The following is a 16931-nucleotide window of genomic DNA, read 5'->3' on the forward strand; positions in this document are numbered from 1 at the left end:
GGCTTGGGTCAAAACCTCTCCTGATGCCGGAACACATCCTACCTCTTGCCTCTTCCTCTCTATAAGCTATGTCTCCTCGCGAATCCACATCCCCAGCCACCACCAACCTCTCGGCCCCCATTGCGAAAAGCTTAGAAGAACAACTCAAAGCGATTCGTCAGCAGGCCGCCAAGATTACCCAGCCTCTACAACAGGCCCACAGCTTAGAAACCGCCTGTCAGGACGTTGTGGCCCAACTTCAGCAGGTGTTTGAGTGCGATCGCGCCCTCATTTACCGCCTCTGCGATCGCAGTATTGATGCCTTTATTGACCAATTTCCCAACCCCGTCTCCGGACTCAGCTTCAATGGGGGAGGTAACGGAGCAAATCGTCCTAGTTCAAATGGCAGTATTGATTCAGGTCTTCCCCTCACCAGTGCTAATGGAGGGAATTTAACAGGAACCGTTATTGCTGAAGCTGTCAGTCGAGGTTGGACACCGGCATTGGGCGATCGCCTCCACATCGCCGCCTTTGGCGTTGAAACCCTAGACGACTATCAAAATCTAGGATTCATCTCCATCGCCGACCAATCCCGGACCAATCTCACCCCCCATCAGCAACAAATCCTCAACCGCTATCAAGTCCAGGCGGCCCTGACCATTCCCCTAAAACTTGGTCCAAAACTCTGGGGGGTCTTGTCCGTACAGCATTGTCAGAATCCCTACTCCTGGTCAGAACGAGAAATTGCCATCCTACGACAAGTGGCCGGGGAGTTAATCAGTTTCCAGCAGAGTCTCAACGGCCCGAGAACCTCCATGCTCGACCCCAACCCCCAGCAGATTGAGGATGTGTTGGAACGGTTGCGGAACTCCTTTGACCGAGTTCAGGATCGCGATCGCAGTGTGGCGCGAGTGATTGAGCGGATTCGTCAATCCCTGAATATCGATATCATCTTCCGCACCACCACCAAAGAAGTGCGGTTGTTGCTGAAATGCGATCGCGTGGCCGTCTATCAATTCAACTCCGACTTTAGCGGTCAGTTCGTGGCCGAGTCCGTCACCTCCGGCTGGGTGAAACTGGTCGGTGAAGATGTCGAACGAGTCTGGAAAGATACCTATCTCGAAGAAAACCAGGGAGGACGCTACGCCAACCACGAAACCTACGCCGTTACCGATATCTACACCATCGGTCATGATCCCTGTCACGTCGAACTCCTCGAACAGTTCGAGGCCCGGGCCTATACCCTAGTTCCCATTTTCCAGGGCGAACATCTCTGGGGAATTCTAGCCGCCTATCAAAACAACGGCCCTCGGGAATGGCAAAAGAGCGAAGTGGATTTACTGCAACGCATTGCCGACCAGTTAGGAGTGGCCCTGCAACAAGCCGAAACCGTGGCCCAACTGCGTCGTCAATCCGATCGCATTAGCCAAGCCGCCGAGCGCGATCGCACCGTGGCCCAAGTCATCGACCGCATCCGTCAATCCCTTGATATCAGCAGTATTTTCAACGTTACCACCAAAGAAGTGCGGCTGTTACTGCAATGCGATCGCGTGGCCGTCTACCAATTCAACCCCGACTTCAGTGGTCAATTCGTCGCCGAGTCCGTCACCCCCGGCTGGGGTAAACTCGTCGGCCCTGAAGTAGAACGAGTCTGGAAAGACACCTACCTCGAAGAAAACCAAGGGGGACGTTACGCCTACCGAGAAACCTACGCCGTCACCGACATCTACGAAGCCGGCCATGACCCCTGTCACGTCGAACTCCTGGAACAGTTCGAGGCTCGGGCCTATACCCTAGTTCCCATTTTCCAAGGAGAAACCCTCTGGGGGATTCTCGCTGCCTATCAAAACGACAGCCCCCGAGAATGGCAAGAAGACGAAGTGCAACTGCTAGTGCGTATCGCCGACCAGTTGGGGGTGGCCCTGCAACAAGCCGAAACCGTCCAAGAACTGCGCCGCCAGTCCGAACGGATTGCCCGAACGGCTGAACGGGAGCGGGCCGTGACTCAAGTGATCGAACGCATCCGGGAATCCCTCGACCTCGACACCATCTTTGACACCACCACCAGCGAAGTCCGACGACTGCTCAAAACCGATCGCGTCTGTGTCTATCAATTCGCCGAGGATTGGAGTGGGTCATTTATTGCCGAGTCTGTGGGGGCCACCTGGGCACCGCTGGTTCAGCGACAACAACAAGTTCCCACCCTACGAGAAAATGTTAGCCAATGCGATAACATGAACCGCTTGATTGAGGGACAACAGTCCGCTCAACTGGCCCCCCAAGCGAGTGGCCCCGCCAGTCGAGATACCTATCTCCAAGAGACAGAAGGGGGACGTTTCCAGACGGAACAGTCCTTTGCCGTAGAAGACATCTACCACGCCGGCTTCAGCACCTGCTATCTCGAAGTCCTCGAACAATATCAATGTCGCGCCTATGCCATTGTCCCCATCTTTAAGGGACCTCAGCTTTGGGGACTCCTAGCGGCCTATCAGAACAACGGACCTCGCACCTGGGAGAACGAAGAAGTAACCCTACTGCGGCAAATTGGCACCCAACTCGGGGTTGCCATTCAGCAGAGTGAATACCTGCAACAACTGCAAGAGCAATCCCTACAACTCGAAGCCGCCGCGCAACGGGATAAAGCCGCCAAAGAACAACTGCAAAAGCGGGCCCTAGAACTGTTAATGGCAGTCCGTCCGGCCCTGGATGGGGATTTAACCGTGCGGATTCCCGTGACAGAAGACGAAATGGGAACCCTGGCTGACTCCTTCAATAACACCCTGCAAAGCCTGCGTAAAATCGTGATGCAGGTGCAAACCGCCGCCGGACAGGTGGTGCAGAGTTCTCAAAGTAGTGATGCGTCCTTGATGGAGTTGTCGGACCAAGCACAACAGCAATTTGAGGAAATCAGTAAAACCCTCGATCGCATTCAGGATGTGGTGGGTTTCACTCAAACCACCGCCAACAACGCCCAACAGGTAGAAGTGGCACTTCAGGGGGCCAACCGCACCCTAGAAGCCGGGGATGATGCCATGAACCGCACCGTGGAGGGGATTGCCGACATTCGCCAAACCGTGGCCGCCGCCGCCAAAGGGATTGCTCGTCTCACCCAGTCCTCCCAAAACATCGCCAAGGTGGTGAACCTGATTAACAACTTCGCCACTCAAACCAACTTATTGGCCTTGAATGCGGCCATTGAAGCCACCCGGGCCGGGGAATATGGCCGGGGGTTTGCGGTGGTTGCCGATGAGGTGCGCTCCTTGGCCCGTCAGTCGGCGGATGCCACCACGGAGATTGAAAATCTCGTGCAGGAAATCCAGGCGGAAACCAAGGATGTGACCCTGGCGATGGAGATGGCGTCGGAACAGGTGACGAAGGGAACTAATCTGGTGGGCGAAACCCGACAAACCCTCAATGAGATTGTGGCCGCCACGGCCCAAATTGGGGAACTGGTGCAGGGGATTACCCACGCCACTCAGGTGCAAACGGAACAAGCGCAATCGGTGACGGAGATGATGCGTTCTATTGCTGCTATTGCGAACCAAACGTCGGAAAACTCCATCGCCATTTCCTCCCGCTTTAAGGATGCTCTGACGACGGCTCAAGAGTTACAATCGAGTGCGGGGCAGTTTAAGGTGAATTAGGCAAGAGGCAAGAGGGTCACCACAGAGGCACAGAGGACACAGAGAAAAGGAGGGGGGAAGAGGCAAGAGGAAGAGGCAAGAGGGGGGAGTTCCCCTCTTGGGCTAATCTTGTAGGGGTTTATCAGGTCGAGTGAAAATCTTGAGCCAAACCGTCACTTGAGGGGGCGATTGACTAGCCAGACCACTAGCCCGACCCAAGATTAACCCAACTTTACGCCAAATCCGAGCCACGGCTGTGACTTTCCCGGATGAGGGAGCCCACGGTAAGACATTATACAGAAGGTCGGGTTCAAGATTGGGGAACTCGACCGGGTTGAGACTCTTAAAAGCGACCGAGACCAGAGCGGTCGTTGGCACAAAACCTGTGTCAAGTCCAGAAGACCTCTAGCTCTCAACCCCGGAAGACCCCAGAGAAGCTAGCTTCATAAAGAAAAAGCGGTCCAGAGCCGTGGCCAGCACTTTCACTCCCGGAAAGGGTTGTTTTTTCGACGGGGCAAAGCCAATCAGTTTAGTTAAGGCTAAGACGGCCTGACCAAGAGAAACGATTTTTTGAGAGGAGACCTTCTCTAACAAGGTCACCTCCTCCGAATCAAACACCACCTGGGCACATTGTTCAGGATTTTCCCGAATCCCATGAGTCAGGGCCAGTAGCTGCCAGGCGACCACTGAATAAAAGCTCAAGGCGTTGACTAGGGTATGGATATCATCAAACTGTAATTTTTCCACATTCAAGGCTCCGGACTTGAGAGTGTAATGAAAGCGTTCGACTTGCCATCTGAGGGCATAAAAGCGGGTTACCCGTATCACCTGCTCTCGGGTCTCAATTGGCAGACTGGTCAATAAATACCAAGTAGCCGCTTCTTGGGTAGGGGACAGCTCTTCCTGGGTTTTCACGTCGACACAACGGATTTCCTCGGCGACGACCAAGGATAAACCTTGCGTTTTATGCTTTCTGGGACTTAACTTTTTCTCCGGATAAACGTTGACCGCCCCAGCTCTTAAGCGAAGAGTCACCTCCACTTCTCGGTTTTGACGCTCAATCCGTATCCGTTCATAGCCAAAGTCTTCCAACTCCTCGGGAATCTCGGCGAGTTTAGCCACCACTTGGCTCGAGGCGACTTCCAAGTTTCGCTGTTGATACACCCGGACGATGAATTCGACATTGTCTTCTCGGGGAGCTTTGAACAGGTCAAACACGTCTCCTTCTCGGTCTTCGACTGAGACAAAGCACTTGCTCGATTGCCTCGCTTGCTCATTGATGGCATCTAGCCCCTTGAGCCATTTACAGCTTTCTTTTTCTCCTTCGGCTAGATTCAGTCCCCCCTTTCGAGTCCAATATTGTTGTCCTAACAGTCCTAAGGGCAGACCGGACTCGTTCACCAGGAGGACATTGTGTTGTATGACTCCTCTGACTTTTCCTTGGATTACCCCTAGCCCCGACATCTCCTTGTGTCCTGAGTAGTTGTAATAGGTGGTGTCTTGGGCGGCAATCACATAGTCCCCTTCTGTGGCTGAGGCTCGTTCCCTTGTCGCTTCGATATGTCTCGATAGCATCACATCTTGGGTCATTTGCTTATGGGAGAACAGACGGGCAACGGTTTGGCGAAAACTGTTACCCATACATTGAGAGAATGATAAGTTGGGTTTGCTACAGGCCAGGCTATAGGCTTTCTCTAGACTTCTTTGAACTTGGGGTCGGAATAGTCCTTGGCTGCTGAACTCGCTCATCGGGGGCTTCTCTCAACTTGGCTCGGTCACCTATTTATCTTGTCAAATTGGCGCGACGGTCAGCAACCCCCTTCTCTTTTTCCCGAGCACCCCCCGGCGAGGGCTTGCTGCTGCCATGACCAGTCTGCCCCTGAAGCTTTCGCGTCAGCTCTGCCCCTAAGATAGGCAGAGCTGACTTGAGAGGGTCCCCTTGTTCTCTTTCTCTCCGGCTACTGCTGCTGCCCCTCCATCGCCCCTGACCGGGGCGACTTGACTCAAGACTTTCACTGGGTTTCACAAACCCCTACAAGATTAGCTCTTGGGAGGGGTTGGGGGTGGGTTGCCTCGTTAGCTGAAAGCTACTGCTATTGTCGGGGTAGGAACGATTACCAATTGAGTATTCTTTATGAACAGCCGTCGTGATCAAGGATATGTCTATTTCCTGAGTGAGGCCCCGGAGTTATTGCAAGCCGTGGAGGATGGCCTGCTGAAACTTCATGGGGGCAATCGGGTTCAGAATGTCCATGGCATGATGCGGGCAACTCATACTTTAAAAGGGGCGGCGGCTAATGTGGGGTTGGAGGGGTTGAAATCGATTTCTCACTCCATGGAGGATGCTTTTAAAGCCCTTTATAATGAAGAGATTCCCATTGATACGGAGTTGGAAGGACTGCTATTTGAAGGCTATGAATGTCTGCGAAATGCCTTAACCGCAGAAATCAATCAAACTCCCATGGATGAGGAGGTTCTGTTAAATCGGGCGGCGGATGTGTTGGCTCGCTTGCGGGATAAGTTAGGGGATGATTTTGGGCAAAAAGAGTATATTCCAACATCGGCTGAGTTGGGATTTGATATTGCAAAATCAATTTTTGAATTGGGGGTTCAACAGCGTTTAGAGGAGCTAAAAAACTATGTTGAACAGAACGATATTCAAAAACTAGAGGAGAGTTTACGGTCGGGGGCTGAGGTTTTTATTGGCTTAGGCGAGTCCTTGAATTTGCCGGGTTGGAGTCAGATTGCTGAGACGGTTTTACAGGCCTTGGGCCAGAGTCCGAAACAGGTTCAAACCATTGGCGAGCTGGCGTTGGTGGATTACCAACAGGGACAACGGCAGGTTCTGGGGGGCGATCGCGATTCGGGGGGGGCTCCCTCGGCAGGGTTACTGGCCTTGGCTCAGGGAACGGTTCCTGAGGCGGAGACGAAACGGGGGGGGGTTCCCAGTTCTCCGGAACCGGTGGAGCCGTTGCTGACCCAAGAGGAGCCTCAGGGGGAGACGGCGTTAGATGTGGAATTGGCTCAGTTTCGCCAGTTTTTAGGGGATAAACGCTATGGAAAACCGGTGTCGGCTGGGGTGGCTGAGTTTTTTGAGGCGGCTATTCGGACGGTGGCGGCTTGGTTTGCCCGGGAGGAGGAGATTCCTCTGGCGAACTTCTGTTTTGAGTTAATGGTTCCCAAGTTGCCTCGCCAGAGGGCGAATCATAAGAAAACGGTGGTTAAAACGGCTTCGGGGATTAAAAAATGGGTTGAGGCTTTTTTGGCCTCGATTGAGCAGCCTGAGGATAGTGAGAGTCTGAAGCGTTATCGTCATTGGACGACGTTCTCGATGTTGGTAATGTTGGCAAAGTTTCAATATGCCAGTGATACGCAGCAGCCGAAAACCTATGAGGATGTGATGTTGGTGGAAGCCTTACGCCGCCTGAATCGGGCCGTGGGCGATCGCTATCAGGAGTCAGCCCCGGTCTCGAAGCAGGAGAAAGACTGGCTTCAACACCCGGCCATAGAGGAGTTACGCCGGGCGGCCCGAGAGCAAGAGTTGGAGGATGATGAGGATCTCCTAGAAGGGGTTTGGGGCGAGTTGGAGGATGTGCCAGCGGCGATGAGTGATGACCTCATCGCCGCTGAGGATGAGGATGAATCGATCCTAGAGGACATGGTGGAGTTGGATGTCCCGGAACCCCAGACCGTATCCCCCGAAGCGTCCCAAATGGATTCTCTCCAAGAGGCTTCAGAGGGTCTGTTAACCAGTTCCGCTTCTGACTCAACAACGTCGGATGTGGTGGAGGACCCGGTTCAGGAGGGAGAATTTTTTGATGAGACTCCCCCATCAGCCAGGTCAAAGCCTCAAGATAGTAGCCGGTCTGGGGCGGGGGAGGGGACAACTCGGCAGTTGGTGAGCGTGGATATTAAGGGGCTAGAACGTCTCAATCACCGTTTGGGGGAGTTATTGGTCGATCGCAACCGTCAGGCCCTGGAAGAAGAAGCCCTGCAACAGTCGGCGGTCCGACTGCGATCGCAACTCCATGAACACCGAGAAACCATTAGTCAACTCCTAGATTGGTCAGAACAGACCCTTATGGTCAGTGGAGATGCGGCCCGGGTCAGGGGACAAGATCCCTTTGCCGGCAATCCTCTCAGTACCCCCAATGCGGTCGATGGGTTTAACTTCGATAGTATTGCCGATTTGCATCTACTGCTGAAAACCGCCTTCGGTCAAGTCACGGGACTCGAAGATAATACCGAAGACATTTATGGTCGCAGTCGGGAACTGGCCCAGTTAATGGAAAAACAACAACAACTGCTTTCTGTGATGCAAGATGATTTAGTCGATGTTCGTATGTTGCCCTTTGAGGAAGTGTTGCGGCGGTTCCCCTTGATGTTGCAACAACTGTCCCGTATTCAGGGCAAACAGGTCACTCTGGAGATGGAGGGGAATGACCTCCTGATTGAACAGAGTATTGCCCAAAAACTCTATGAACCCCTGCTGCATCTGGTTCGTAATGCCTTTGACCATGGAATAGAGTCCCCAGATGACCGTCTCGCGGCGGGGAAACCCGAGGTGGGGACGATCTCAATTCGCGCCTACAATCAGGGGGTTCAGACCACCATTGAGGTGCGAGATGATGGACGGGGGTTGAATTTAGAGGGGATTCGTCGCAAAGCGGTAGAGGGGAAATTTCTCTCGGAAGAGGAGGCCCGACAAATCATTTCCACGAAACATCTAGATGTTCTGTTTGAACCGGGATTCTCCACGGCGGGCCAGGTGAATGAGATTTCCGGACGGGGTGTGGGGTTGGATGTGGTGCGATCGCAACTTCAGGCCCTGAAGGGGCGGATTGCAGTGGAATCTCAGCCAGGCCAGGGAACAGTCTTTATTTTGCAAATTCCCCTCTCGATTACCATCGCCAAGTTATTGGTGGTTCAGGCGGGAGGGTCGGCCTATGGTCTGTTGTTAGACTCCATCGATCGGATTGTCATGCCGCCACCGGGCCATCTCAAGCATTTTGAGAACCACCGTGTCTTGCAATTGGACACGGAAGACGACAATCGGACCATGGTTTCGGTCCGTCAGTTGGCGGATTTATTGCATTATCAATCCTCCCTCGTGGAAGAGAAACAAGAACCCACCACGAACAAACTCTCAATTTCCCGAGATTTAAGTGCCCCTATTCTCTTACTGCGTCAGGGAAACCGGCTCATGGGGTTAGAGGTGGATCGGATTATCGGCGAACAGGAGTTAGTGATTCGGCCCTTAGGACGGGCGATCGCCCCGCCGCCTTATGTGTATGGGTGTAGTATCCTCAGCGATAGCCGTCTGGCCTTAGTCATTGACGGGGGAGAAATTTTCCAAAGTCAAACGGGGCCAACGCTACCACAGGCTAGTTTATCCCCGGCTCAGTTCAGTCGCAGTTCCCCAGGGCGATCGGCCATGACCCTAAACCCCTCCGAGGGTCCCTCCTCAACGGCCACCTTGGATGAGGGGTCACCCCTATCTCTCTCCCCGGCGGTCAGTGAGTCCCAGAGTGAGTCTATCCTGGTGTTAGTGATTGACGACTCCATCAACCTCCGCCACACCCTCACCTCCACCTTACGAGATGCGGGCTATGAGGTTATCCAGGCCCGAGATGGTCAGGAAGCCATTTCCCAACTACAAGAGCATCCCGAGGTTGCCCTAGCCCTCTGTGACATTGAAATGCCCCATATGAACGGGTTTGAGTTTCTCACCTACTGTCGTCAGGGGGGTCCTTTAGCCCAACTCCCCATTGTCATGTTGACCTCCCACAGCAGCCAAAAATATCGCCAAATTGCCAAAGAACTCGGTTGTACTGGCTATCTCACGAAACCTCTCTCCCAACCGGAGTTATTGTCGACCTTGGAGGAGTTGTTGGGGGAATAAGGGTCACCACGGAGTCACAGAGGACACAGAGGAAGAGGAGAGGAGAGGAAGAGGAGAGGGAGAGGAGAGGGGAAGGCAAACGGTATCCGGCGAGTGCTGTTCACCCCCTCCTCCCCTTTTGCCTCTTGCCTCTTGCCTCTTGCCTATCTTCATCAAAGAACCAGGAGTTGACGAACGGCATTAATCATCTCATCGGGGTGGAAGGGTTTAGCAATATAGGCATCGGCCCCGACTTTCATGCCCCAGTAGCGATCGAACTCCTCTCCCTTGCAGGAACACATGATGACTGGAATGTCTTTGGTACGGGGATGTGCCTTCATCTTGCGACAGACATCATACCCGTTGGGATTGGGCATGACGATATCTAATACCACCAAATCAGGGGTATTGGCTTTAAGATACTTCAAGGCCTCCACACCACTGCGCGTTGCGACTACCTGCATTCCCTGATTTCGTAACAGGTTAGCAATCATCTCTCGCTGGGAGGTACTGTCCTCAACGACTAAAATCGTACTCATGGCTTGTTTCTATAGCAGTGGCAGCCCAAGGCGGTGCAAATGTAGTTCGATCACGGCAATACATCCCCATCTTAGGACACTCTCTGCCTCATCGTCTCTGGAAATTAGATTTTCTTAGGCAAATTAGCTGAGTTTTCCATTTTTGGGGATTAGAAGTCAAAGTAGATATAGGGTAGGCTGTCTTCTGGGGCGAAGAGAAGCACAGCATACCAACAGATGGGAACTAGGGCAATTTTCACGTGCCAGTTGAGTTGCACGTTGAGGATATGACGGAAGAAATGGGCCAGGAACATGGCGGCGAAAATTCCCAGAAAGGCGATGGCTAACTGTTCTGGCATCCAGCCAACGGTTTCGAGATAGACTAAATCTAGGAATTGGGAGTCGCGAGAGTGGCCCCAGAGATGACGCACCACCCAACCCGACACCTGTAAGTCGGGGAGGCGGAAGAAAATCCAGGAGAAAAAGACCATCCCCTGAGTCAGCAGCCAGGCTAACACCACCCCCGGAATACTCTGCCAGAGGGCCGTTAATCCCTGCCAGCGTTGGCTGAGGGAGTCGTTGAGGCGATGAATGACTAATCCGGCCCCGTGAATTGCCCCCCATACGACGAATCCAGCGGGGTTCATGCCAGCGGTGGCACTTCCATGCCACAGGCCCGCTAGCAGCATCACCACCATGAGGTTCATGCAGGTTCTCAGCAGGCCGCGACGAGAGCCTCCTAGGGGAAAATAGAGATAATTCCGTAGCCAACTGCCCAGGGTGATATGCCAACGTCGCCAAAAGTCGGCGATACTGGTGGAGATATAGGGAAAATTGAAGTTTTCGGGTAAGGTCCAACCCAGTAATAAGGCACTCCCCCGGGCCATATCCACATAACCACTGAAATCGAGATACAGTTGCAAGCCATAGGCAATCACAGCTAACTGTAAATCGACGCTTCCGGCCCGTTGGGTGTTTTCAAAGCAAAGATTAACGAAAATTGCCAAGTTGTCGGCAAGTAATCCCTTTTTAATGGCACCACTGGCAATGAGCCATAAGCCATCGGTGACTTGCTCGATTTTTAAGGGATGTTGCAGTTGCCACTGTTCAAACCACTGATGAAAGCGGGTAATTGGACCGGAGATAAGTTTGGGAAAATAGAATTTATAGGCGGCAAATTCAAAGAAGTTCTGACTGGGGGGTGCGCCTCGAAAGACATCGATGAGATAAGCGATACATTCAAAGCTAAAAAAGCTAATCCCTAACGGCATGACGAAATAGGGGTCTAGCCAAGGGGCTAGAACTGGACCGTCTCGTCCCAGGTCAGGGAATAAAAAGGGGGCATATTTAAACCCCACTAAAATCACAACATTTAGGGCAATGCCGGCGGTTAAGAGCCAGCGTCGTCGCTCTTGCCAACGGCGTTCTAGCTTTGTCCAGGCTTCGTTGCTGAGGGTTTTAGTTTGGTCAGTCGGCTGGGTGGGGGTGGTTTCTGAGAGGGGTTGACCGAGGGCAAAGGTTCCCCAAGCCATGAGCAGGAGAAAGGGTAAGGATTGGAGTTGAATAGACCCATAAAAAATGACGCTTGCGGTGAGGATGAGTCCTAGGCGAAAGCGACGGTTTGGGATTCCCCAGTAGAGGATAACGGTACTGAGGAGGAATAAACCATAGAGAATTGAGACAAAAGTCATAGAATTGGGGGAAATAGTCCTGGTGTTCGGATATCAATCAAGCCTCATTTTTGATGGGTCACAAGAGGGTGAATCTTGATGGTTTGTGATTCAACAGGGGTTGGGAAGTTAGGACTAACGAGGACGAACAAACAATTGAGTGAAGTAGTATTCCCCTTCATCGCTGATGGCAACTCCCATGCCAGTGATGCTATAGTCTCCGCTCATGTTTTGTTCATGGCCTGGACTATCAATCCAGCCTGAAACAGCTTGCTCAACGGGGTCGGAATACCCGAAGTTATAGGCAACATTTTCAGCGACTTGGCGATAGGAAATCAAGTCCCCCATGGCCTCGTAGCGGCCTTCGACTCCGTCATGACTAAAGGGAACCTCTCCTGAGGCCATGGCCTGGGAGTGATGACGGGCGATCGCACTGATGCGTTCGTCGAGTTCGAGGGGGGCTAATCCCTGCTGCTGACGATAGGCATTCACTTGCTCGTGGGCCGCCACCTCTAGGGTTCTAATATCCTCCTCGGCGGTCGCTGTGAGCACCTGGCCCCCTCTGGAGAGGTCGCCAATGGAGGTCTCCATGAGATGACATCCCCCCAGTCCGGATGCAGCCAGCAGCATCATCACGCCCAATACAGTGGTTTTCATAGCCTACCTCAGCCAACAATCAACATCTGCCTAAAAGCGGAAGGTTGTGCGAATCGTTCCTACCACTAACGCCGGATTATCGGCATTATGTTCAGGATTGGTCACGACGAACACGCCTGGGGTGATGGAAATGCGATCGCTCACCCGTAATCGATAAAATAGCTCAAAATGTAAGGAGGTATCCTCATCCTCACCAAAGGGTAGGCCAGTTCCACTCACCACTCGCAAGGGCTGACCCACTAATAATGCCAGTAAATCCCCTTGTCGCTCAAAGGGTTCAGAATAGCTTATCCCAAATAAGTAACTTGTGGTGGTGGCGGAGCGATCGGAGTTGACGGCGTTACTAAAGAGCCAAGTTCCCCAAGTGGAGAAGGTCAATCGTCCTGCTGGCCGCCATTGCAGGGTCGCATTGACCCCCTGAATGCGAGCCGGTTCGTTGATAAAGGAGTTGGTATCGGCTAAAAAACTACCGGTAAAGGTATCCAAACGTCCATTACTAGAATAGGCATTCACGTAGGAAATTCCAGTTAAGAGGCTTGGGGCCGGTCTTAGGAACAGTTGTACCCCGAAGGCCGAGTGATCACTATTAAATACTCCTCGCCCTTCTTCGGGACGGTTGGCATTGCGAACGCCATAGGCGGCTTGAAGTCGTACATTATTACTCACCAACCAGTCAAAGCCCCCACCGGCGTCGAGGCGACCGAGTTTAAAGGCGGGACTGGCTTCTGCAAACCGGGAAATGGCCCCTCGTCCGGCGTCAAAATAGGGGGAGTTGGCGGTGAGAACGCTACTGAGACTAAAGCCAACGGGCCGGGCCGTGACCACAAAGCGATCGCTGAGGGCGAAACGGTATTCGAGGCGGCTCAGTTGAACCCGGTTATTGGTGTTTCCCTGAAAGGACAACAGGGCCATGTCCGTATTAAAGCCGGAGGGAGTGGCAAAGCCACGATTGGCGAAATTGGAGGCCTGAAACTCAAAGCGTAGGCGATCGCGCCCGGTAAAGGAGGAGACAAAGCCCAACCGTGTTAAATGGGTTAACACCGGATTCGTTGCCTCAGACTGCTCTCTATCGCCCCCAAACCCGGCGGACAGGGCAAAAATGGACTCTCCTCCCATCACCAAGGTGGGGGAGAACTCCTGGGCTTCTAAATCGGCTATACGGCTAGAGAGAGTCTCAACTCGCCCGGATACGGTGCTTAATTCTGCCTGAAAATCCTGTTGTAGTCGCTCTAAGGTGGCTAAGTCTTCCTGGGATATCTCCAGGGATGGCCCCTGCACTAAGGCCTCGAAACAGCGATTTAAGGCCGCCGCAAACTCATAGCGGGTCAGCGATCGCCTCCCCTCAAATCGTCCCCCCGGTAACCCCGTCACACAGCCATAGCGTTCAATCAAGGATTGCAACGCCTGATAGGCCCAGTCCGTTGGTTCAACATCCGACAGTTCCGAGACCGAGGTGATGGACTTGAGAGGCAACGCTGAGTCAATCGCGGGGTCAATCCCTTTGCCCCAGGCCGGTGAGGCCCCCTGAAAGACCATCAGACTGACTCCAATTGAGGTAATCCAGGGGCCCCCTTGCTCCCAGATATCCATCAGCCAACGTTGCATAAGCCCGAGTTCTCCACACACCAACAGGTTAACGATATTATTTCCTTAGAAGCCTATCCTACAGCCTGCCTCAAAACCCATCACAAGGGTCTCCGAGTAACATACTGTCGCAGCCTCCAGAGGGGCCATCTCGCAGTAACGACTTTAAATTCGTAAAGTCAGCATAAATATCGTTAATCGTATCAGCGGTTTCTAAGTTCTCCAGACCTTGGGCAATGACATCAGGGTCAACGGGGGGCCGAGCGAAGCTTAGGACAATGCCTTTACGTTCTAACTGCTGTACAAAATCGAAACTACGTAGGCCACAGCTATTGTGACGATTTAATTCCGGCTCAATGCAAAATTGGGAACCATTGGCCGTCCCTTGGCCATGAATCCCCACTAAGGTTCCCTGGCCATCAAACACAGGACCGCCACTCATACCCACTTCCGTATCATGGGTGTAGAGGAGACTATAGCCGCCATCCTCAGTGGGGGGATGAATGGCCGTGAGTTCACCCGTTAAGGTGCGGCGAGTTCGTCGTGCTTCTTCAGGACCGGGATCGGGCCAGCCAGAGACATAGAGGCGATCGCCGGGATTTAAGTGAGTTCCATGACCCATCACCGCCAAGGGATAATCGCGATCGCTCTCAAAGCGAATCATGGCCAAATCATACCCCTCAATGGACTCCCCATACTCTCCGACTTCCTCACCGAAGTAGAGAATCGCATCCTGCTGGCGAACCGAGTCAACCCGATGAACCTTGCCATCGCTAGTGCGGATGCCATATTCCACGCCCTGAGTCCGTACCACATGTAAGGCTGTTAAAACATAATAGGAGTTTCCCTCACGAGCCACCAGGACTCCGGAACCCGGCCGCCACTCCTGCCGTGCTTCCACATCTCCTTGTTGTAAGCCCTCACCAATGACCACCGTTGTCATGGAGGCCACCGCATCAATTTCCTCTTCTGTCAGGGCTTGAGCCGCTGTCAGAGGGAGGGATAGGGCGATCGCCATTAGGGTCACCAGGGGGCGGGTGAATCGTTTTCTCATAAGGAGAGGAGCACGCAACCGTGCGAACAAAAACATCACGTCTGAACAGCCAGACGTTCCCGAGGGAGTCGCCCCCAGTCAGGCTGAGGGTCTAACGCTAAAATAGGCTATTGACGAGTTGTTCTAGGTTAACGTAAGGTCTGCCTCCCGATTGTTGAATGGAAGTTCCAGTTCTACGAGCCTGCAAACTCTCCATGACCTGATCTGGGGTTTGTTGGCTGCTGAGGGTAAAGAGAACATTATCAGCATTACAGCCCAAACGGGTACTATTGACGGCACAGACAACCCATTGCCGATTCACCCGTCCCGCCGTCAGATGGAGGCCTTGGAGACTATTACCATTCGCCCGTAATAGGGTATTTAACCGAGCTGTTACATCCTGACAGCGACGGGCCGGAGGATAGCCGCTGCGAGTAAAGGCATCACTGGTCCAAACAATCATGGGGTCAGAATCCCGTCCGCCACGAGAGAGGGCCACAGTAAAGTTAACGCCATCGGTTTGACGGCATTGGAACGAGTCGATCGAAGCGTCGGCCCGGGCAGCACTGGGGGCAAGTAGGGGCAGTTGGACGGCGGCCAAAGCGGCGATCGCCCATTTAGTAAGTGGTTTCATCAGATGTATCCTTAACCGGCTGAGATTGAATCACATCTATTGTGACGTGGCGGTTGCCCAAAAAGCTCCCCAAGTTAGGAATTTTCACGTCCTACAGGAAGAGGGAAGAGGCAACAGGGAACAGGGAACAGGGGAAAAGAAGGCAAAAGGCAAAGGGGGGGAATCCATCTCGGGTTTGTCCTCTGTGTCCTCCGTGACTCCGTGGTTCTCTCTTGCCTCTTGCCCCTTGCCTCTTGCCTATTTCCCTAACCCCTGATACCCCTCTGTCCCATCATAGAGATGACAACGTTCCGTAATCTCGCGCATCAGAGCCACAGAAAAAGTACGTTCAACGGTGTACTGGCCCCATTCCTGTTGAATTATTTCATAGGCTGAGCGCAGGTTATACCAAGGAATCGCCGTGGACAGGTGATGGGGGACATGCACATTGATATCATGACAGAGGAACTCTACCCAACGGGGATAGGTGCAGTGGACCGTTCCACAGAGTTGGGCCGTTGCCTCATGCCAGGTGTCTGCGGGCTGAAAGTGAATTTCAGGAATCGTGTGATGGACAATGGTAAAGGTGCTCATCCAGAAGTGATAGACCATCCAGGGCATGAGCCAGAACTTCACCAATCCCCACCAACCGGTGGTGACTCCCAGTAGGGTTAAGCCCAAGCCTCCCACCAAGATGACAAACAGGGCTGAGAATCGTACTTGTTTGCGTTCTTGTCCAGAAAAGTCCGTCCAGTTGAAATGTTCTTTGAGCCAATGGCCGATGGAGCCAACCCACCAAAAGCGCCCTCGCACTCGGGCATAGAGCCAGCGAATTACCCCGGGTAGGGCCTGATAGGTTTCGAGGGTGAAGGGGTCCCAAGCATTGTCAACCCCGAGCTTGTTGGTATGTTTATGATGATGATTGTGCTGAATGCGCCAGCCATGGAAGGGATACAGCAGGGGCAAAAACATCAGATGGCCGATGGTGTTGTTGACCCATTTACGCTGGGCAAAGGAGCGGTGGCCACAATCATGGCCAATGACAAACCAGCCGGTTAACACCGTTCCCTGAAACACCCATAACAGGGGCAGGAGATAGATAGGAGCCACGGCGATCGCCCAATAGCCCACAGCCGCTAGGCCGACATCGAAGACCACGGTTCTCCAGGCTCGATAGCGATTTTTGAGGAATACGGATTTCGGTAAGGTGTTGAGAATATCCCTGATGCGAATGTCGGCATCAAGTGAGGGGGAGCTTGATGCCGAAGTTTGGCTCAACGATGCTGTCATAAAACGTTCTCTGCTGACGACTACACTAAAATCTGAGACTTGTCAATATTTTTGTGTCAAGTGCTTCTGGAACTGGGGTTCGT

Annotated in this window: 11 protein-coding genes; 2 read left to right on the top strand and 9 right to left on the bottom strand. The window is 53.0% G+C overall.

Annotated features, from left to right (window positions below):
- Positions 1-68: 68 nt before the first annotated feature.
- Positions 69-3623, top strand: a complete 3555-nt coding sequence (locus NEA10_RS07715) for a GAF domain-containing protein (protein ID WP_252664746.1) — start codon at positions 69-71, stop codon at positions 3621-3623.
- A 102-nt stretch (positions 3624-3725) separates the two neighbouring features.
- Here NEA10_RS07715 and NEA10_RS20840 read toward each other — a convergent pair whose 3' ends face one another.
- Both NEA10_RS20840 and NEA10_RS07720 read right to left on the bottom strand, forming a co-directional pair.
- Complete coding sequence (locus NEA10_RS20840) at positions 3726-3854, bottom strand: hypothetical protein (protein WP_258719038.1); 129 nt, start codon at positions 3852-3854, stop codon at positions 3726-3728.
- A 153-nt stretch (positions 3855-4007) separates the two neighbouring features.
- Positions 4008-5351, bottom strand: coding sequence for an IS4 family transposase (locus tag NEA10_RS07720; RefSeq protein WP_252659620.1), 1344 nt, complete (start codon positions 5349-5351; stop codon positions 4008-4010).
- 385 nt (positions 5352-5736) lie between these two features.
- Here NEA10_RS07720 and NEA10_RS07725 point away from each other — a divergent pair, with 385 nt between their 5' ends.
- Entirely contained in the window at positions 5737-9504 is a 3768-nt protein-coding gene (locus tag NEA10_RS07725; RefSeq protein ID WP_252664747.1) for a response regulator, read from the top strand.
- 152 nt (positions 9505-9656) lie between these two features.
- On the opposite strand, the gene NEA10_RS07730 is transcribed toward NEA10_RS07725, so the two are convergent.
- The 7 genes from NEA10_RS07730 to NEA10_RS07760 all read right to left on the bottom strand — a co-directional run bounded on the left by NEA10_RS07730 (position 9657) and on the right by NEA10_RS07760 (position 16848).
- Positions 9657-10022, bottom strand: coding sequence for a response regulator transcription factor (locus NEA10_RS07730; RefSeq protein WP_252664748.1), 366 nt, complete (start codon positions 10020-10022; stop codon positions 9657-9659).
- Between the two features lie 149 nt (positions 10023-10171).
- A complete protein-coding gene (locus tag NEA10_RS07735; protein ID WP_252664749.1) occupies positions 10172-11692 on the bottom strand; it encodes an MBOAT family O-acyltransferase in 1521 nt (506 codons plus the stop codon).
- Positions 11693-11806: 114 nt separating this feature from the next.
- The gene (locus NEA10_RS07740; RefSeq protein WP_252664750.1) at positions 11807-12328 is read right to left on the bottom strand and encodes a CAP domain-containing protein; all 522 of its coding nucleotides are present in this window, start codon (positions 12326-12328) and stop codon (positions 11807-11809) included.
- A gap of 30 nt (positions 12329-12358) precedes the next feature.
- Positions 12359-13933 carry an iron uptake porin gene (locus NEA10_RS07745; protein WP_252664751.1) on the bottom strand — a complete coding sequence of 525 codons (1575 nt, stop codon included), beginning with the start codon at positions 13931-13933 and terminating at the stop codon, positions 12359-12361.
- A 70-nt stretch (positions 13934-14003) separates the two neighbouring features.
- Positions 14004-14966 carry a S1 family peptidase gene (locus tag NEA10_RS07750; protein WP_252664752.1) on the bottom strand — a complete coding sequence of 321 codons (963 nt, stop codon included), beginning with the start codon at positions 14964-14966 and terminating at the stop codon, positions 14004-14006.
- 97 nt (positions 14967-15063) lie between these two features.
- Complete coding sequence (locus NEA10_RS07755) at positions 15064-15579, bottom strand: COP23 domain-containing protein (protein WP_252664753.1); 516 nt, start codon at positions 15577-15579, stop codon at positions 15064-15066.
- Between the two features lie 237 nt (positions 15580-15816).
- On the bottom strand, positions 15817-16848 hold the full coding sequence (locus NEA10_RS07760) for a fatty acid desaturase (RefSeq protein WP_252664754.1): 1032 nt from the start codon (positions 16846-16848) through the stop codon (positions 15817-15819).
- Positions 16849-16931: the final 83 nt, after the last annotated feature.

The organism is Phormidium yuhuli AB48, from assembly GCF_023983615.1.
Lineage (GTDB): Bacteria > Cyanobacteriota > Cyanobacteriia > Cyanobacteriales > Geitlerinemataceae > Sodalinema > Sodalinema yuhuli.